General features: G+C 44.9%; 16 protein-coding genes. 9 read left to right on the forward strand and 7 right to left on the reverse strand.

Annotation, left to right across the window (positions count from 1 at the left end; genetic code table 11):
• Nucleotides 1-10: 10 nt before the first annotated feature.
• Nucleotides 11-946, reverse strand: a complete 936-nt coding sequence (locus tag QZ938_RS01815) for an NAD-dependent epimerase/dehydratase family protein (protein ID WP_293347082.1) — start codon at nucleotides 944-946, stop codon at nucleotides 11-13.
• A 228-nt stretch (nucleotides 947-1,174) separates the two neighbouring features.
• On the opposite strand from QZ938_RS01815, the gene dnaG reads away from it, so the two are divergent.
• Complete coding sequence (gene dnaG, locus QZ938_RS01820) at nucleotides 1,175-3,175, forward strand: DNA primase (RefSeq protein WP_293347085.1); 2,001 nt, start codon at nucleotides 1,175-1,177, stop codon at nucleotides 3,173-3,175.
• A gap of 440 nt (nucleotides 3,176-3,615) precedes the next feature.
• Here the strand turns inward: dnaG and QZ938_RS01825 are convergent, their stop codons facing one another.
• Nucleotides 3,616-4,137 (reverse strand): pentapeptide repeat-containing protein, encoded by a 522-nt coding sequence (locus QZ938_RS01825; RefSeq protein ID WP_293347088.1) that lies wholly within the window; start codon nucleotides 4,135-4,137, stop codon nucleotides 3,616-3,618.
• 12 nt (nucleotides 4,138-4,149) lie between these two features.
• Between QZ938_RS01825 and QZ938_RS01830 the strand changes: the two genes are divergently transcribed.
• Nucleotides 4,150-4,716 (forward strand): YraN family protein, encoded by a 567-nt coding sequence (locus tag QZ938_RS01830; RefSeq protein WP_293347091.1) that lies wholly within the window; start codon nucleotides 4,150-4,152, stop codon nucleotides 4,714-4,716.
• Nucleotides 4,717-4,912: 196 nt separating this feature from the next.
• Here the strand turns inward: QZ938_RS01830 and QZ938_RS01835 are convergent, their stop codons facing one another.
• Entirely contained in the window at nucleotides 4,913-5,302 is a 390-nt protein-coding gene (locus tag QZ938_RS01835; protein WP_293154581.1) for a hypothetical protein, read from the reverse strand.
• Between the two features lie 145 nt (nucleotides 5,303-5,447).
• Here QZ938_RS01835 and queA point away from each other — a divergent pair, with 145 nt between their 5' ends.
• A complete protein-coding gene (gene queA / locus QZ938_RS01840; RefSeq protein WP_293347314.1) occupies nucleotides 5,448-6,578 on the forward strand; it encodes a tRNA preQ1(34) S-adenosylmethionine ribosyltransferase-isomerase QueA in 1,131 nt (376 codons plus the stop codon).
• Nucleotides 6,579-6,730: 152 nt separating this feature from the next.
• Here the strand turns inward: queA and rpmF are convergent, their stop codons facing one another.
• The 3 genes from rpmF to QZ938_RS01855 all read right to left on the reverse strand — a co-directional run bounded on the left by rpmF (nucleotide 6,731) and on the right by QZ938_RS01855 (nucleotide 8,026).
• The gene (gene rpmF, locus QZ938_RS01845; protein WP_293132726.1) at nucleotides 6,731-6,904 is read right to left on the reverse strand and encodes a 50S ribosomal protein L32; all 174 of its coding nucleotides are present in this window, start codon (nucleotides 6,902-6,904) and stop codon (nucleotides 6,731-6,733) included.
• A 237-nt stretch (nucleotides 6,905-7,141) separates the two neighbouring features.
• Nucleotides 7,142-7,618, reverse strand: a complete 477-nt coding sequence (locus tag QZ938_RS01850) for a TM2 domain-containing protein (RefSeq protein WP_293154576.1) — start codon at nucleotides 7,616-7,618, stop codon at nucleotides 7,142-7,144.
• Between the two features lie 108 nt (nucleotides 7,619-7,726).
• A complete protein-coding gene (locus tag QZ938_RS01855; protein WP_293347094.1) occupies nucleotides 7,727-8,026 on the reverse strand; it encodes a hypothetical protein in 300 nt (99 codons plus the stop codon).
• On the opposite strand from QZ938_RS01855, the gene acsF reads away from it, so the two are divergent.
• The 4 genes from acsF (at nucleotide 8,010) to QZ938_RS01875 (ending at nucleotide 11,628) form a co-directional block, all read left to right on the forward strand.
• Nucleotides 8,010-9,083: a magnesium-protoporphyrin IX monomethyl ester (oxidative) cyclase gene (acsF, locus tag QZ938_RS01860; RefSeq protein WP_293347096.1), complete on the forward strand. Its 1,074-nt coding sequence runs from the start codon at nucleotides 8,010-8,012 to the stop codon at nucleotides 9,081-9,083. The two genes, QZ938_RS01855 and acsF, sit on opposite strands and share 17 nt — an antisense overlap.
• A 270-nt stretch (nucleotides 9,084-9,353) precedes the next feature.
• Nucleotides 9,354-9,713, forward strand: coding sequence for a hypothetical protein (locus tag QZ938_RS01865; RefSeq protein WP_293347099.1), 360 nt, complete (start codon nucleotides 9,354-9,356; stop codon nucleotides 9,711-9,713).
• Nucleotides 9,710-10,234 carry a hypothetical protein gene (locus tag QZ938_RS01870; protein ID WP_293347102.1) on the forward strand — a complete coding sequence of 175 codons (525 nt, stop codon included), beginning with the start codon at nucleotides 9,710-9,712 and terminating at the stop codon, nucleotides 10,232-10,234. Before QZ938_RS01865 ends, QZ938_RS01870 begins: the two co-directional genes overlap by 4 nt.
• On the forward strand, nucleotides 10,219-11,628 hold the full coding sequence (locus tag QZ938_RS01875; RefSeq protein WP_293347105.1) for a site-specific DNA-methyltransferase: 1,410 nt from the start codon (nucleotides 10,219-10,221) through the stop codon (nucleotides 11,626-11,628). Before QZ938_RS01870 ends, QZ938_RS01875 begins: the two co-directional genes overlap by 16 nt.
• A 131-nt stretch (nucleotides 11,629-11,759) precedes the next feature.
• Here the strand turns inward: QZ938_RS01875 and QZ938_RS01880 are convergent, their stop codons facing one another.
• The gene (locus tag QZ938_RS01880) at nucleotides 11,760-15,206 is read right to left on the reverse strand and encodes a CHAT domain-containing protein (protein WP_293347108.1); all 3,447 of its coding nucleotides are present in this window, start codon (nucleotides 15,204-15,206) and stop codon (nucleotides 11,760-11,762) included.
• A 333-nt stretch (nucleotides 15,207-15,539) separates the two neighbouring features.
• Here QZ938_RS01880 and QZ938_RS01885 point away from each other — a divergent pair, with 333 nt between their 5' ends.
• Together QZ938_RS01885 and QZ938_RS01890 are read left to right on the forward strand one after the other, a co-directional pair.
• Nucleotides 15,540-17,054 (forward strand): phospholipid carrier-dependent glycosyltransferase, encoded by a 1,515-nt coding sequence (locus QZ938_RS01885; protein ID WP_293347111.1) that lies wholly within the window; start codon nucleotides 15,540-15,542, stop codon nucleotides 17,052-17,054.
• Nucleotides 17,055-17,258: 204 nt separating this feature from the next.
• The gene (locus QZ938_RS01890; protein ID WP_293347114.1) at nucleotides 17,259-17,888 is read left to right on the forward strand and encodes a hypothetical protein; all 630 of its coding nucleotides are present in this window, start codon (nucleotides 17,259-17,261) and stop codon (nucleotides 17,886-17,888) included.
• Nucleotides 17,889-17,909 lie beyond the last annotated feature (21 nt).

The raw sequence follows: 17,909 nt of genomic DNA on the forward strand, positions 1-17,909 counted from the left end.
CTATTTTAGTTTAAACGGATTTCAAAATCTCATCGTCAACGGAAAAATCTATCTCAGCTTTGTCTCGCCCGGAAACTACATAATCATTCTGAAACGAATCTTTCAATCCCGAAACTAAGTCAAACTCCGGTTTCCAGTTAAGTTCGGTGACAGCTTTGTTAACCGAGGCGAAAAAGTGCTGCAATCTCATGGGGAAAGCTTTCTTTTTGCCGAAGTCAAATTGTTTCGGATCGTAGTGTACAATCTTAATAGCATCGGGTGATTTGCCTGCGGCTTGAACGCAGGCGCGGGCTAAACCGTCAAAGGTGACAAATCGATCGCCCGAAACGTTGTAAATTTGCCCGATCGCCCTTTCGTTACCCAAAACCCCCGCCATCGCACTCGCCAAATCCTGACAGTGCCCCAACTGCGTGAAGTGCATCCCGTTACCAGGAATCGGAATCGGGCGATCGCGCGCAATGCGATCGAAAAACCAAGCCTCCAAATCGTTATAATTTTGAGGGCCGTAGATGTAAGTCGGGCGGATCGAAGTCCAAGGCAAACCGGACTCGGCTAAATAATTTTCCGTGTCGCACTTACCCAAATGTCGGCTTTTGGGATCCGTAGCGTCTCCTTCGATATGAGGCATTTGGTCGGATTTCAAATAAACCCCCGCAGAACTCATATAAACAAAGTGCTGCACCCGCCCCTTAAATATCTCAGCTAAAGGCTTTGTATCGCTCAATTCCCGACCGTTGTTGTCAAAAACCGCGTCAAACTCAACCGCCGATAACTGTTCTTGCAATTGTGCAACATTTGTGCGATCGCCCAAAATCTGTTTCACGCCCGCCACCGGCACAGGTTTGTTGCCGCGGTTAAACAACACCACTTCATGCCCTTGTGCTGCTAAAATCTTAGTAAGATAAACCCCAATAAACCGAGTACCGCCCATCATTAAAATTCGCATTATTGCCCGTGCTCCTTACAGTTAGTCTCAATATCTTACAATAAAGCGAGTATCTTGCTTTGCCAGCACTTGGCGATCGCATCGAACTCAAATAAACCGGATTTTCAAACCGCATATCCTGGCTGACTAGAAGTATTTTCGTACAAAACCAGGTTTCTACGTACAGAAAAACTCAAATTGTGCGATCGATCAAAATAAACATAATTTAAACTGATCTAACATAGTCCTATGCAAGTACCCCGGCTGCACCCAGAAACCATCGAAGAAGTAAAACAAAGAGCCGACATAGTAGACGTTATTTCCGGTAGAGTCATCTTAAAAAAACGCGGCAAAGAATTCGTCGGCTTGTGTCCATTCCACGACGAAAAATCTCCCAGTTTCACCGTCAACCAAGCCAAACAAATGTACTATTGTTTCGGCTGCGGTGCAGGTGGAAACGCCTTTAAATTCCTCATGGAATTAGAAAAACGCTCCTTCAGCGAAGTAGTATTAGAACTAGCAAAAAATTACCAAGTCCCCATCAAAACAGTCGAACCAGAACACCGACAAGAATTGCAGCGCCAAATTTCTTTGCGGGAACAACTGTATGAAATCTCAGCACTAACCGCCAAATTTTACGAACACGCTTTACGGCAATCTCAAGGAGAAGAACCCCTAGCATATCTCAAATCAGAACGCAAGCTCAGCGAAGAAACTATCCAACAATTTCAACTAGGTTATGCACCTCAAGGTTGGGAAGCACTTTACAGTTATTTAGTAGAACAAAAAAACTATCCGGCGCAATTAGTAGAACAAGCCGGATTAATTGTACCGCGCAAATCAGGAGGAAGCGGCTATTACGATCGCTTCCGCAACCGCATCATGATTCCCATTCGCGACACCCAAGGCAGAGTCATCGGTTTCGGCGGGCGAGCTCTCGGCGACGAACAACCTAAATATCTCAATTCTCCCGAAACAGAACTATTCGACAAAGGCAAGACTTTATATGGCTTAGATACAGCCAAAATAGCTATTAGCAAAGCCGATCGCGCGATCGTCGTAGAGGGCTACTTTGACGCGATCGCACTTCAGGCAGCCGGCATCTCCAACGCCGTAGCATCCCTCGGCACAGCCCTGAGTTTAAACCAAGTGCGGCAGTTATTGCGGTACACTGATTCTAAACAAATTATCCTCAACTTCGACGCCGACAAAGCAGGAACCAAAGCAGCAGAAAGGGCGATCGGAGAAATAGAACAACTCGCCTATCAAGGAGAAGTACAACTGCGGGTACTCAACATTCCCGACGGCAAAGATGCCGACGAATACCTCAAAACTTACTCCCCAGAACAATATCGAGAATTGCTAGACAATTCCCCATTGTGGCTCGATTGGCAAATTCAACAAATGCTCGTCAATCAAGATTTGAAGCAAGCGGATACTTCCCAGCAAATCACCAAAAGAATCATTAAATTATTAACTAATATTACTGACGACAATCAGTTATCACACTATCTGCAAAAAAGTGCCGAAATCCTCAGTAAAGGAGATTTTCGCCTCACAAAAATGATAGCCGAAAACTTGCTCAATCAAGTAGTCAGCGATTGGGGACAGCGGCTGAATCAAGACGAAGCATTAACAATGCCACTGTTAATTAGAAACAAGCTGAAGCCGAGCAAACAATATAAAAAGCAGCGTGCAAGCAGCGACAGCAAAAGTTCAAAAACAGGCTTTTCAGTAGCAGCCCGCAGTCTGTTAGAAGAAGCAGAAGCGCAATTATTGCAGATTTACTTGCACTGTCCCGAATACCGTCAAGAAGTCAGAGAAGCCATAGAAGCTAGAGACGTGCAGTTTAGCTTGTCTCATCACAGATTTTTGTGGCACCACATTTTGAATGCAGAAATACTGCACAACATCTATTTACAAACAGCGCCTTCTGAGTTAATATTAAAATTACAAGATAGTTTTATTGAATATCCGACCCAACTCAATCAAATCTCGCATTTATTTCATTTAAACGAGTTTTCGGAAAAAAATGTATATCGCGCGCCTTTAGTTATTCGATCGGCGATCGCCTGTATCGAGCAAATCATCAGCATCAAGCGTCGCCGGATTGCGATCGATATGTGGCAGAAAACCGATGCTGCTGTAGAACATTACCAACAAATGTGTGCCGAACAAGAATGGATAGAGGAATTAGAGAGGCTGCGTCAAGTTAATTTTTACGATTTAACCTCCCTACCTTGGGCTTGAGTGGAAGGACTAAAGTCCTCACTACAAACCAGGTTCGTAGTGAGGACTTCAGTCCTTCCGGGTTCGTAGTATTCGTAGGGTGTGTCGCCATGCTCAATCCCTGCATTAAATCGACAATTCAGATAGCGACGCACCTGACACACGGGGTAGAGAAAAAAATAATTCTTGTCTTTCTTGTCTAACCAGGTTTTTTGTAAATGGTATCAGGTGCGTCGCTATGAGATTATTCATTGAATTCAGAAATTTTCGATGTATAGCGGTTCTCAGAAAGATTCGCGGACGTTGTTGGGAAGAGAGCCCTATACGTCTAAGCGGTTATACTGATGCCAGTCATACCTCATCTTTTTGAGAAAGGCTATATCCGCACCCTACAAATTACCTTCAGTCCGCGGAGGCGGACATCGTTTGTATAGACGCGGTTTCAACCGCCGTCTTATCTTTTAATAATCACAAAACAGAGTTTCGCGAGTCTCTCTACCAGTCACCGGATTAGTACCTTTTGCAACCTTACAAAGCTTTTCGATCATATCGTCTCGGAGCAGAGTCTCAGTAAAATCAGCACCGTCAATAACAGCTCCTTCCAGTCTGGTATTGTAAGCAAAAGCACCCTCAAGGATAGCATTAGTTAAATTAGCTTTCATCATGCGAGCCAAATCCAAAGTCGCACCCGTTAAATTAGCGCCTTCAAAATTTGCATCTTCCATATTGGCACCAAACAAGCTCACGCCACGCAAATCTGCATTGGTAAAATTGCTGTTGCGAAGATTAGCTTTATTAAAACTGTCGTTAGTCAAAACTTTTCCACTAAAATCAGCACCAACTAGGATTTCTTTGTCGCGATCCAAGGCGAAAGCAGGTGCGGGATTGATGGCGATCGCCCCAACGGCAATTACTGCTAAAATAACAAAACTCAGCAAGAAAGTATAAATATTTTTGCGATGTTGGCGAATTCCAGAATTCATAAGTTAAAGCTAATGGGCAGCAATGACAGTTCAGAATTGAATTCTACCAGAAAGCGCTCCTCTTCGGTGGTTCCCGCCGCCTCCCACTCTCCCCAACCGGCAAACTCTCGGGATATCGGCACGTTGGGAGAAAACTTAGTCGCCGAGTGGTTGCAGCAGCAAGGTTGGGAAATCCTGCACCGCCAGTACCGCTGTCGCTGGGGAGAGATTGACATCATCGCCCTCGGAAGAGATGAATCAAGCGAAAACAACCCAGGAATTCGCGATCGCCAATTCCCAACATTAGCCTTTGTAGAGGTCAAAACTCGCCGTCGTGGAAATTGGGATGCTGGCGGAATCTTGGCTGTTAGTGCAGCAAAACAAGCCAAACTTTGGCAAACCGCCGAAATATTTTTAAGCACTCGTCCAGATTTAGCAAATAATTCTTGTCGGTTCGATGTCGCCTTAGTCAGGTGCGAGCCTTCGCGGCAAAAGACCAAGCAAATATTACCACCAACGACAGCGAACTCTCAATCCGCCCTTGCCGGAAACTACCGGCTTACCCTGCAAGAATACATTCGATCGGCTTTTAGTGATTAGAAATGTCAAATTAAAAATTACAGGCTAAAATTAAAAAGTAATACCGCTTGGTAATTTTTAATTGTTAACTTGCCTTGACAGTAGCCCATTGGTTTCTTCATCTTTAACAGACGTGGAAAAAGCGTTAACTCCTCTGCCCCTCTTGCCTTCTCCCGATCGGACTGTGCGATCGCAGGCAATTGATCTGCTCCGCAGTCTAGGCCAGAGTTTCCGGGCAATATCCAAGACCCTTGACAAACTGCTGGCGAAACGCTTCAATTTCTTTGCGGTCTGGGCTTCCGTGACAAACCACGGCCACCTGGTAGCGGCGCATCACGCTCAGTGGCGACTGTCCCGTTTCCAAGCTCCACAGTGCCATTTGCAAGCGAATTTCAGGATCGTAAGGAATCCCGACTTCGTTCATAAAAGCCCGAAAATCCCCGTGCATTTCTGGAGTCAAATATTGGCTCATTTTCACCTTCACTACCCAGCCGTCAATTTGGTGAATAACAGTGATAAATTGCAAAGGAAGATGACTAGCCGTGCGTAGGTAATCCACGACTCTCAGAGTGAGGCTAGTATTGGCGATGTAGTAGAGGTATTCCATAACTATCCTTCGAGCAAAGCTGATGCTACACCTCTATAGTCGCGGGCTATACCCGCCACCACAAGGGGAAAAGCACCCGACTTGGGATGGGGGTTTTTACCCAATTTGTTACCGAGCTGACAGATTTTTGACAGGAATTCACCCGATGACAGAGATTGACTGGTCTTTGGACGCTTATGATTACGAACTTCCGCCCTCGTGCATTGCCCAAAATCCCGTAGTGCCGAGGGACAGTTCTCGGTTGTTGGTGGTAGATTCTCCGAGCAGCCACCAACACCGGATTTTCCACGATTTGCCGGATTTGCTCGAACCCGGAGACTTGCTGGTACTGAACAACACCCGTGTTCTGCCAGCGAGGCTCTACGGGCATAAACCCAACGGCCCGGCTGTGGAGATATTGTTGATGGAAGAACGGCACCACAACTGCTGGCTGGCTTTGGTTAAACCCGGGAAACGCTTAAAGTTGGGAGCCAAAATTGAGTTTGAGCCCGCCTCCTGTGATGACTCTGCGGAAGGGCCTTGCTGTTGCCTTCCCCAGGCTGTGGGAGTCGATCGTCGATTGACTGCTACAGTAATTGCTAGAGACGAGCCAACAGGAGGACGGCTGTTAGAGTTTGACATCCCCACAGATTCGACTCTGACGAAGTTTTTGGATGAATACGGCCACGTACCCCTGCCTCCGTACATCGAAAATTCCCAAGCTGCGCCGGAACAGTACCAGACTGTTTATGCCGAAAAGCCTGGGGCGGTGGCAGCTCCGACAGCAGGCTTGCACTTCACCGAAGAATTGTTCAGCCGCTTGGAAGAGCGGGGAATCGAAAAAACTTTTGTCACCCTCCATGTGGGAGTCGGAACGTTTCGCCCGGTGGAGGTGACAGACGTGACGGCTCACAAAATGCACGGCGAATGGGTGGAAGTACCCGCCAGCACCGTCGAGAAAATCCGGGAAACTCAAGCCCGAGGCGGGCGGATCTTTGCCGTGGGTACGACAGCAGTGCGAGCTTTAGAGGGAGCGGCGGCGGCGAGCGAAGATTTTTCGTTGCAGCCTTTTTGCGGCCAGACAAATTTGTTTATTTATCCCGGTTACAAGTGGCGGGTTGTAGACGGGATGATTACCAATTTTCACTTGCCGCGCTCTACTTTGATGATGATGGTAAGCGCGATGATTGGAAGGCCTCGGCTGTTGGATTTGTACCGAGAGGCGATCGAGAATCAGTACCGATTTTATTCTTTTGGCGATGCCACGATTATTTTACCGATGGCAAGGAACGATTAACTCATATCTGGCACCATTCTCAAGGTTTCCTTTAGGGCGGCCAGAAGTGGCCACCCACAAGAAAATATATGTGTTGCCCAACAGCCGGCAAAGCCTGTTAACCGAGAATGGTGCAAAATATCAGAAATGCCAATTGTTAATTTTTAATCTATTTATTCTTCCTCCTCTTCTTCATTGCCGGGATACACGAAGCTGTTGGAACGCCCAGTCAGAACAGATTTGCCGAGAGACAAAGCTTTCTGAGCTGCCACTACAGCTTTGCGCTTCCATGTGGCTTTACGCATATTCTTTCTGGATTTGGAGGTTTTCTTCTTAGGGACTGCCATGACGCTAAATACTTTCTGGTTGTATAGACAAACAAACATTCTAGCCGATTTTGCCTCGCTGGCTCGACAAACCACAACAAGCAATATCCATTAGTAGGGTGCGTCAGCGACTAGCTTCTCGAACAACAGGCTCAATCCCCAGACTGACGCACCCTACATTTATAGTACGTAGGGTGCGTCAGCCATTAGCCTCTGTAACCACACATCAAATCCCTCGGCTGAGCCACCCACTCCAGCTTAAAGTTCGTGAAAATAGTACATCACGACGCCAGTTACTGGGTCATTCTCGATGCTGACATAACCCGTTTTCAGCATTGCCGTGAAAGCCTCTTCCACTTCAGCAAAAGTAGCGCCGGTTGCCATCACCCCTTGAGTGACAGATAATCTTGCATTTTTTGTATAAGCTGCCTTCAGGAGTTTAATCCCTAACTGTTCCGGGGTTTGCTTCTGGTATGTCGAGGCGATCGCCCCGCTGGTGGAAGATAGCGGTATACCTTGGGGAGATACCCCTAGTTTGCCCCTGAGAGTGGCATTGTGCTCGTCCACCATCTTCGGCAACACCAGCAAGTCAAACAATTGCCCGAACCCAAATAACCCAAAGGTACACAGCCACAGCAAACCCGTGCCAATCTTGCCGTTGTAGAGGCGGTGGAGTCCGAATGGGCCGAAAAAACAAGCTGCCCATAAAAGGTAACTAACACCTAAATTGCTCATTTGATGCCCGTCCTGCCTGGTTATTTTAACTATTGCGCTCCCTCAATATATATTTTGTACTTCACTATTTTGTGGTTAAACAGCTTGACAGCGGAATTTATTTGTGCTTTATCTTATGAATTGACAAAAAGCAGCATTTTCTTCCCGAAAGCCTTTTGTGTCAAAGCCGATGAGTAATTTTGCGTAGCAATTCTTAACGCCAGCGACATATTTCCAGGGTCGAGAGCTTGGTAAACTGGAGGCTGTGGCAATTTCAGCAGCTTTGATCTGAGTGTCACAGAAAGCGCAAAAGTGCGCCGGACAGCGGTGGTCGGAGATACAAGGGCGATCGCCCGCAGTACCCGAAACATCAAACAAGCGAGCAATTATAAGCAAAACATCCAATAAACATATGGTAGATTCGCTCAAAAAACCCGCTTTTGCCGAGCAGCAAGAAGCAAAAACCCCAGCCAAAGAAACTATTCTCACACCGAGATTTTACACAACAGACTTTGACGAGATGGCCAAAATGGACATCTCGGTAAACGAAGCCGAACTCGAAGCAATTATCAAAGAGTTCCGCGTTGACTACAACAAAACTCACTTCGTGCGGGATGCCGAGTTCGATCAATCTTGGGAACACATCGACGGCGAAAAGCGCAAGTTGTTTATTGAATTCCTCGAACGCTCTTGCACCGCTGAGTTTTCTGGATTCTTGCTATACAAAGAACTGGCACGCAAACTCAAAGACAAAAATCCGGTACTCGCCGAAGGTTTCTTGCTGATGTCCCGCGACGAAGCGCGGCACGCCGGATTCCTGAATAAAGCGCTGTCCGACTTTGGTTTGTCCCTAGATTTGGGTTTCTTGACAAAGAGCCGCAGTTACACATTCTTCAAGCCGAAGTTTATTTTCTACGCCACATACTTATCCGAAAAAATCGGTTATTGGCGCTACATCACAATTTATCAGCACTTGAAAGCCCATCCTGAAGATCAGATTTATCCAATTTTCCGATTCTTTGAAAATTGGTGTCAGGATGAAAACCGCCACGGAGATTTCTTCGATGCGGTGATGAGAGCTCAGCCTCAGATGTTGAATGATTGGCGCGCTAAGCTGTGGTGCCGTTTCTTCTTGCTGTCGGTATTCGCGACAATGTATCTCAATGATATCCAGCGCAGTGGTTTTTATCGATCGCTCGGACTCGATGCTCGCGAATACGACATTGAAGTGATCAAAAAAACCAACGAAACAGCAGGCCGCGTCTTCCCCGTCATGCTCGACGTAAACAATCCCGAGTTTTACGAACGCCTGGATGTTTGCCTCAAAAACAATCAGAAATTAACCGCGATTGTTGAGTCTAAAACTCCGAAAGTTTTGCAATTGTTCCAAAAATTGCCTCTGTATGTATCCAACGGTTGGCAGTTGGTGAAACTGTACTTCATGAAGACAATCGAGTCGCCTTCTGTTGAGGGTGCAGTCCGTTAAGTTTTGATTTTTCATCCTCTGTGACGGCGGTTCTGCGGAAGCAGAGCCGCTTTTTTTTGTATAATGTTAGACAATACCGTTTACTTAAGATCCCCCTGGGGGTAAACCGCTATGAAAAATAGATACGGAGATTGCTTCGTTCCTCGCAATGACCATCTTAAGTAAACCGTATTGTAATATTAGATAAGTTTTGGTGAAATGGGAATCAAATTTGAAATTTTATTGAGGAACTTTATGAAGAAGTTAATTTTGAGATGAAAAGTGAGTAATATGAACACCGGAAGACGCAACTCTTTTGCAGACTACAAAGCAGATGGACACAACTGGATCACATTGACTGCCGGAGAATACTATCCCGATATATTGCAGGAGGCTTGCCAACTTTACGAACCAGTTTTAGTAATGTTTGGGCAATTACTCAGGACTTCTGAATCATCAGTGCGTCTATTTATCAAGATTTCAGATGTTCCCAGCACATGGATGCGAGTTCAACTTTTTAGGGTGTTTCGCAAGTATGTTAGCCCTGAACTCCCAGTAGAAATGCTCAGAAGGAAAAAAAGGCAACAGAAATTTCCAATCAGTTCGGAGCGCGTTTTAGGTCAGTTCAAGAAGTTCAAGCTGCATATATGACTCGTCCAATTCCCGATGAGGCAATGTCGGCTTTGTTATGGGAATACAAAAGTCGTGGAAAGAAGGGATACGACCTAACTGAAATATTTTTCTCCTTATTCCGCTTACACTTTCCATACTTGATAATCAAAGGGCCAGAGCGAGCAGGAAAAGATATTATGATGGGAAATCTCTTCGCCAACTATCCCAACCCGAAACGTCCTGTTGATTTTGCGATTTACGATATTAATGAAAATGACTTGCTGGCAATAGGATTGGCAAGATATGATTCAGATAGAGGTGGTGCACAAGAAGACGATCGAACAGGCGGTTATCGTAGCTGCGCTGATGAAATCCTAAGTTATACACAAAATCATAACTTAAGAACCAAAGTAATTTTTCTAAATGATGGGCCCGGTCTTTTACTCGGCTCAATGTGGGATGACTACGCCAACATAGAAAATAGCTGGCAAGATAAGATTATAGTATTGACACTGCGTATGGTTCCAGATCGGATTACAGTGGAATGGCTGCGTTCTTAAAAATAGGAGTGACAATGGCTACTGGTATTTCAAACAAACAATCACAAGGTCAAGCTGCATCAAATTTTATTGAAAGCCAGCTAAGCAATAGTTTGGATGTGTGCTTTTCATATCCAGGCAAACTGCCTGAAAGTCAAGTTTTAGACACTAATCAAGCTGAATGTGTAAAACTGTGGCCTAGCAATCAACAGCAAAGTATGGCACATGAAAACCGTCTTTACTATGGTGATAATTTACCAATATTAGCATCGTTGCTTAAAGATAATTCAGTAAAAGGTAAAGTAAGACTAATTTATATAGACCCGCCTTTTGCAACTAGAAGTGTGTTACAATCGCGTTCTCAGACTGATGCTTATTCAGACTTGTTAGCAGGTAACAATTATATTGAATTTATTCGTCAAAGGTTGATAATTATTAGAGAATTATTAGCGGAAGATGGGTCAATATACGTTCACCTTGATGAAAATATGGCATTTTATATCAAGGTAATTATGGATGAAGTTTTTGGTCGGCGCAATTTCAGAAATTGGATTACTAGGAAAAAATGTAACCCTAAAAATTACACAAAAAAGACTTACGGAAATGTTTCAGATTTTATACTTTTTTATAGTAAATCAGATACTTATGTCTGGAATCGTCCAGTTGAAGAATGGACAGATAAACGCGCCAATAAAGAATATGAATACGTTGAAAAAGAAACTGGCCGGCAATATAAAAAGGTTCCGATTCATGCGCCAGGAGTGAGAAATGGCGAAACAGGAAAGTCTTGGCGAGGGATGAATCCGCCACCGGGAAAGCATTGGCAGTTTCCACCTAAAACACTAGATGAAATGGATGCTAGAGGGGAAATATATTGGTCGAAAACTGGAAATCCCCGTCGTAAAATATATTTGGACAGTAGTAGCGGAATTCCAGTACAAGATATTTGGCTTGAATTCCGCGATGCTCACAATCAGAATATTAAGATTACAGGTTATCCAACCGAAAAAAATCCAGATCTACTTGCTAGAATTATTCGAGGGTCATCAAATCCTAATGATTTAGTTCTTGATTGCTTTGCTGGTTCTGGTACAACTTTGAGTGTTGCTTCGGAGTTAGGCAGGAGATGGATAGGAATTGATCGTAGTTCGGAGGCGATCGCTACTACTTTGCGCCGCTTTGCTAAGGGTTGCGAACGGATGGGCGATTTTGTCAGCCAGCAAACATCCCTAAACCAGAATACATCAAATGACGAGTCTCGCCAATTATCGCTTTTTAACTTAGATGAATCTCGGTTTAAGGCTGAGTCTCTACCTGAAAAAAGCGAGATGATTAATAACTTTGCTCTTTATTCAACTGATTCGTTTGCTGGGGAACTAGAAGATATTGTGAGGCAATGGATAGAATGGCAGTAGGATCGTACAAAACAATTCACAAAAAGCATTCGCCTGAAATTGATGCTAATTTGTCATCAACTTTATCAAAATTCAGGGTTTTAAAACCCCGCTGTAAACCCTCAAGCGGTCAACTGTCAACTGTCAACTGTTTACCGCCATTCGCCCTGAAGCGTAAACGCCGCCCAATAATAGGGAGACTGCCACTCTTTCTGCTGCAACATTTCTAATTGTGCCGCCCTTAAAGCTGCCGCTGGTGTCAAGCCTTTTTTCAGCATTCCCTCATAGAAATTAGCCATTAACTTCGAGGTTCCTTCATCATCGACACTCCACAAACTCACAACTACTCGCTTCGCACCCGCATACATAAATCCTCTCGTCAATCCGACAATTCCCTCGCCTTGAATGTTCTGCCCCAATCCGGTTTGACAGGCACTTAAAACTACTAATTCTGCTGCTAGTTTGAGATTAAAAATATCTGTAAGCCGCAGGAATCCATTTAAGGGTTTGCCATTTGTGTCTACTAAGGACATGAGAATTCCTGATAATTCCGGGTGAGTGCTATTCGCGAAACCGTGGGTGGCAAAATGAATGATTTTATATTGGCTGAGATTGGGACTGGTTGCTGTGCTGCGATTGGCTGCAAAATCTAAGGATTGGGTGCTAGAATTTTCTGAAACTAACGATTGAATTATTTGAGCTTCTTGGCGAGTAAATTTTAAACGGCTCCACAGTCGGTTATTGTCGCTACTAGAGCGACTTAAGCCGAGATTTACTGATTCTATTGCTTCGCGATCTGTAGTAGTAGCGGGTGCTTTGAATCGTTCGTCTTGAGCGCTAAAAACTGGATCGGCAAACATTGCTAAAGTCCGAGTTGGGTTTGCTCGATCGCGATAATTTTGTCTTAATATTCCTAAGGTGGAAGCTGAAGGCAGCAGCACGATTTCATGCTCTACAATTAAAGGCTTATGGGAATTTTCACCGGATGTTTCGGGAAGAGAGAGGGCGGCAAAGGGAAGATAATTTAAAATGCCATCACCAACTATCAGCAGGCGTTTTTGAGCGAGTTGTGCTGCGACAGGTTGTAAGATGATTTTACTGAGGGCGTTGCTAGCTTTGGTGACTCGATTGGGGATGTCTCGGTACAGCGGATTAGTCACAGCGTGACGGAAATTGCGGGCGGCTGCTTCTATTGCCGTGCGAGGAGGTAATTCATAGCTGGTGATGCTGGTTTTACTCACAGCCCAGAGATAACTATGCTTTTCTCCTAAGCTATATTGCAGTAAGATTGTTTTGTCGTCGAGGATTTGTTCTTGAATCTGTGAAAGGCTTAAAGGTTGGGGTTGGGTGAGGGCGGCGTAACGGGGGCTGGTGGTGCGAATTTTTGCTTGAATTTCTTGATATTGAGATAGCAGGTTTTGGCGCTGTGTTTCTACTGCTGCTACTTGCGCCGGAGTCGGATTTCGAGTGCTAAAATTGTTGATGTTGCGTGTTTCTAAGGCATCGAGTTGCTGTTGTAAATTGCGTTCTTGTTGCAATAATTCTGGGGCAACTCCTTGGCGAATATCGGCCTTTGCTTCTTGCAAAAGTTCCAGTAAAGTGCGGGCGCGAGAACGTTCGCTGGCTTCTAAGGCTTTGGTATCATAGCCAGATTTGGGATTGGTTTTGTGCAGTTCCATTAACAGTTGAATGTAGAACTGGTAATAGTTATTTACTGTGGCAAAGTATGAGGTGCGAAGTTCGTCGCTGCTAATTTTGGTGCGGAGGTTTTCGATAATTTTGATGGAGGATTCAATGTCAGTGAGGGCTGCAATTAGATTGCCAAAATTACCTTTAATATTAGCAAGATTGTAGAGGGTGAGAGCTTCTCCGGGCCGATCGCCCACAGCGCGAAACAGAGGAAGAGATTGGTTGAAATACTCTTGTGCTGTCTGTTTTTCTCCCAATTCTGAGTAGGCAACGCCTATATTGTTGAGTGTCAGGGCTTCTCCACGCCGATCGCGCACTTGCCGTCTTAGAAGTAGTGCTTGGTTATAATAATCGAGGGCTTTTTGCTTTTCTCCCGAATCGTTGTAGGCTAAGCCGATGTTGGTGAGAGCAGTGGCTTCCTTAGTGCGATCGCCCGTAGCGCGAAACAGGGTAAGGGCTTGGTTGAAATATTCTCTGGCTTTCTGTTTGTCTCCCAAATCATTGTAGGCTAAGCCGATGTTGTTGAGAGTGGTAGCTTCGGCAGTGCGATCGCCCGATGATGCGCGCGTGTTTGGGGATATATTCAGTATGTTGCTCAGGGGAATTGCTTGAAGAGAGCGATCGTTCAATGATATGTCACTGTTTGGGGGTATTTGCAACAGGTTGTTGAGGTTGGTAGCTTCGATCGGGCGATCGCCCAATTCTCGAATCACTGACAGAACTTGGTTATAGTAGTCTAGGGCTTGCTGTTTCTCTCCCAACGCATAGTACACAGCACCGAGGTTGTTGAGGATAATTGCTTGTTTCGGGCGATCGCCTAAAATCCGATTCAAAGAAAGAGCTTGTTTGTAGTAATCTAGGGCTTGTTGTCTCTCTCCCAATCTATTAGCAATTAATCCCATTTGATTCAGGGCGTAAGCTTCAGCCTGTCGCTTTCCCAGCCTTTGATAAAGCGAACGTGCTGCATCAAACTTTTGCAATGCTTCCCGGTAAGATGCTGCTGTTTGGCGATCGAATAGTTGGCTAGCTTCTTGAATCAATCGATCGGCTTCATCAGTTTGCTGATTTGTTTGCTGATTTAATCGCTGTCTATTTTTCTGAATTAATCGATCCGCTTCCCCCTCCGGGATTGGATTTCCACCGAGATCGAGAGTTGTTAGTTGACTCAATTGGGCTAAAGGTGTCGCATCCTGAATTTGATTTTTACTCAGATTGAGAGTTGTTAAATTCGTCAGTTTTGCTAAAGGATTTACATCTACAATTTGATTGGATTCGATGAAGAGTAACAGCAAATTGCTCAAAGTAGATAATGGCTTGACATCCTTTATTTGATTGTTGCCCAAATAAAGAAACTCTAACTTAGCCATTTTCGACAAGAGTGCCACGTCAGCAAGTTGATTAGATGCTAGGGAAAATGCTGTTAAATTGGTTAATCCCGCTAACGGTGTGACATCTACAATTTGATTGGCTTCGAGGAAAAGTTCTGTCAGATTAGTCAGTCCCGATAACGGTTTCACGTCTGAGATTTGATTGAAGTTGAGGATGAGAAATCTCAGATTAGTCAGTCCCGATAAGGGTTGCACATCTTTTATTTGATTTGAACTGAGGTTGAGCTTTCTGAGATTTGTTAATTTTGATAAGGGTTGGATATCGACTATTTGACTGCGAATCAGAGAAAGTTCTGTTAGATTAGCCAGGGTTTGTTGAGCGCGATCGCACTCTTGTGTTTTGGCTTTTGATAGCAACACCTCTACCGTATGTCTGGCTTGGGGGGTTAAATGCTCTTTGTTGATGCACCAATCGCCAAAGCTTGCAAATGTCTTGGGATTTGGCGTGGTGGCTGACGCTAGCAGGATACTAGCACCGACAGCTAACCCCCAACGCCCCCAAACCCAAACAGCGAGATTCATAAACCCTTGCTCAAAAAAAGACCTGTTTAACTGCTATTATAGTCGATCGCACCTTGTTATCTGCTATTTTCCTTGCTGCGTGCTAATTACGAGGCAACATCGGCAAATCTAGGACTGATATCATGTCCGATCGATCGCTATTAGAGGCCGGGGCGGGTTTACAAAATCTCTCATTTTTGTTAAATATTTAAGCGAACCGGCCCCTACAGGAATTACGATCAATTGACCGGACACGATATGACGCATAATTATAGTTTTTAAGCTATTCTCAACTCAGTATTTTTAAATTAGCGATCGCCCCCAAATCTAGCATCTACTATTTTCGGTTATTTTATGCAACTCAACAAAAAACAATTCAACAGATCCACTCTTGTTTTTGGTCTAGGAATGCTCGGTGTGTTCCTATTTTCTTTGACTCTGCGCTTTTGGGAACTGGAGCGATTTAACACCTTCGTATTTGACGAGGTTTATTACGCGAAGTTTGCCAACGATTATCTCACCAAAACGCCTTTTTTCAACGCTCACCCGCCGCTGAGTCAGTACATAATTGCGATCGGAATTGCGATCGGCACTCACCTCCCCTTCGGCAAAACAGCCGTCAACAGTCTAGCAGGCTCAACGCTCTCCCCTTGGGATTACCGCTGGCTGAATGCTCTGACGGGTTCCTTTATTCCCCTAGTTGTCGGAGCTCTGGCTTATCAGCTAGTGCGCCGCTGCACCTTTGCTTTTCTGGCTGCTTTATTTATCGCCTGCGACGGTTTGTTTTTAGTTGAATCTCGCTACGCGCTCAACAACATTTATCTAGTTTTATTTGGAATCTTAGGTCAATTATTTATTTTAAAATCCGTAGAAGCAGAAGGCAAAAAGCGCTGGCTTTGGCTGGTACTGTCCGGGATAGGTTTCGGCGCATCTGCTGCTATTAAATGGAACGGCTTGTGGTTTCTGTTCGGTACTTATCTAATTTTGATCTGCGCGTGGGCGGTGCGTTTAATCCAAGGAAACCGAGGAAATGAAGAACAGAGTGCCGAGGTAAATTCGGCTCTCTTGCCCCCGGAAAGTCCAGTACAAAAACTGACTCAACTCAAATTTTTAGAAGTAATTTTGAGTCTAGCTGTGATTCCTATTTTAGTTTACAGCATCTCCTGGATTCCTCACCTGCATCTCAATCCAACTCCCAACTTTTGGCAGATGCAAACGGAAATTTTGACTTATCACCAGCGGATTAAAAGCGGGCCTAACGTGCATCCTTATTGTTCGGCGTGGTACAGTTGGCCTTTGATGCTGCGCCCTATAGTTTACTTCTACAAAACTATTAGCAGCAATGCACCATCAGATCCAGTTTTGCCACCTTTGCCGAGTGGTGTAAATCCGGTAATTTTTGACGTACACGCGATGGGTAATCCTTTTCTTTGGTGGCTGTCAACCTTAGCTTTACTGCTAGTAATAGGAGTTTTGGTTCACCGGGTTTTAGTGTGGATGGAAACGCGCCGGGTGGCTTCTGTTGAGGCGATCGAACAGCAGCGGCCGATTTTGTTTCCGCCGACTGCCGAAATGTGGCTGGCGTTATATTTAATAGTTAATTGGGCTGCTAATTTGCTGCCTTGGGTGAAGGTGACTCGCTGCGTATTTTTGTACCATTATATGGGTTGTTCTGTGTTTGCAGCTTTAGCACTTGCTTGGTGGACTGACAGGTGGCTGCACAGCCCACAAACTCGCCTCCGAGGGATGGGGGTAACAATAATTTTTCTGGTTTTGGGTGCTTTTATTTTCTGGATGCCTCTCTATTTGGGATTGCCTTTGTCGCAAATGGAATGGAAAATTAGGATGTGGCTGCCGTCTTGGGTTTAGGTTAGAATACAATACGCTTGAAATAATAAATTCCAACAGGGAAAACTATCAAAAATAGACAGTGCGATTGCTTCGTTCCTCGGAATGACAATCTTAAATGAAGCGTATTGGGTTATAATATATCTCTCGATAAAAGCCTGGATAGGGCAGGTTAGATGCCTGCCCCACAAGAGTTTTTATAGATTTTCATAAAGACGAAATCTTATGTCTGAAAACTCCCCAAAAACCTCAGAGGAAATGGAAGCGATCGCCCGATCGCCCAATCTTGTCGAAATCAACAAAGAAATCCGCGAGTTGATTATAGATTATGCCATTGGATCTGCAATTCTGGGACTCAACCCGCTGCCGGGAAGTATGACGGTGACGCTGCTGGTGGCGAGCGTGTTGCTGTTAAAAATGATGCGGGATATTGGGGCAAAATGGGGCTATCCCAAAGGTCAAGATGCGCTGGCGATCGGAGGCAATTTGTTCGGGGGTTTGGGTTCTTTTTGGGTGGCGTTTATGGCTTGGATATCAATGTATGGTTTGGGTGTGTTTGTGCCGTTTGTGGGCGGTTTTGCGGTGGCTTCGTCGCTGTTTGCACTGACTTGGAGGGTGGGACAGGCGACGCACCTTTATTATGCTAGCGGCCGCCAAATGGATGCAGCGGAACTCAAGGAAGTTTTCGATAGTTCTCAACCGGAAGGGGCGGCTTTGTTTGAGGCAAATATTGGGGCGATCGCCTTTCCAGCTCAAGTAACAGAAAATTCGATTAAATCCCTGACTGATGACTTGATAAATGGTAAAATAACTCAAGAGGAGTTTCAGGAAAAAATTAAAGACATTCTTCATTAATACCTGTAACTAAAATAAAAC

The sequence above is a fragment of the Microcoleus sp. CAWBG27 genome, assembly GCF_020883145.1.
In the GTDB taxonomy this organism is placed as follows: domain Bacteria; phylum Cyanobacteriota; class Cyanobacteriia; order Cyanobacteriales; family Microcoleaceae; genus Microcoleus.

Excerpts from the sequence above, each read along its gene's own strand:
- QZ938_RS01830 (WP_293347091.1), top strand. The coding sequence starts at position 4,150 with ATGGGCAGCAATGACAGTTCAGAATTGAATTCTACCAGAAAGCGCTCC.
- dnaG (WP_293347085.1), top strand. The coding sequence starts at position 1,175 with ATGCAAGTACCCCGGCTGCACCCAGAAACCATCGAAGAAGTAAAACAA.
- QZ938_RS01865 (WP_293347099.1), top strand. The coding sequence starts at position 9,354 with ATGAACACCGGAAGACGCAACTCTTTTGCAGACTACAAAGCAGATGGA.
- acsF (WP_293347096.1), top strand. The coding sequence starts at position 8,010 with ATGGTAGATTCGCTCAAAAAACCCGCTTTTGCCGAGCAGCAAGAAGCA.
- QZ938_RS01835 (WP_293154581.1), bottom strand. The coding sequence starts at position 5,302 with ATGGAATACCTCTACTACATCGCCAATACTAGCCTCACTCTGAGAGTC.
- QZ938_RS01815 (WP_293347082.1), bottom strand. The coding sequence starts at position 946 with ATGCGAATTTTAATGATGGGCGGTACTCGGTTTATTGGGGTTTATCTT.
- QZ938_RS01850 (WP_293154576.1), bottom strand. The coding sequence starts at position 7,618 with ATGAGCAATTTAGGTGTTAGTTACCTTTTATGGGCAGCTTGTTTTTTC.
- QZ938_RS01885 (WP_293347111.1), top strand. The coding sequence starts at position 15,540 with ATGCAACTCAACAAAAAACAATTCAACAGATCCACTCTTGTTTTTGGT.
- rpmF (WP_293132726.1), bottom strand. The coding sequence starts at position 6,904 with ATGGCAGTCCCTAAGAAGAAAACCTCCAAATCCAGAAAGAATATGCGT.
- QZ938_RS01870 (WP_293347102.1), top strand. The coding sequence starts at position 9,710 with ATGACTCGTCCAATTCCCGATGAGGCAATGTCGGCTTTGTTATGGGAA.
- queA (WP_293347314.1), top strand. The coding sequence starts at position 5,448 with ATGACAGAGATTGACTGGTCTTTGGACGCTTATGATTACGAACTTCCG.
- QZ938_RS01890 (WP_293347114.1), top strand. The coding sequence starts at position 17,259 with ATGTCTGAAAACTCCCCAAAAACCTCAGAGGAAATGGAAGCGATCGCC.
- QZ938_RS01875 (WP_293347105.1), top strand. The coding sequence starts at position 10,219 with ATGGCTGCGTTCTTAAAAATAGGAGTGACAATGGCTACTGGTATTTCA.
- QZ938_RS01880 (WP_293347108.1), bottom strand. The coding sequence starts at position 15,206 with ATGAATCTCGCTGTTTGGGTTTGGGGGCGTTGGGGGTTAGCTGTCGGT.
- QZ938_RS01825 (WP_293347088.1), bottom strand. The coding sequence starts at position 4,137 with ATGAATTCTGGAATTCGCCAACATCGCAAAAATATTTATACTTTCTTG.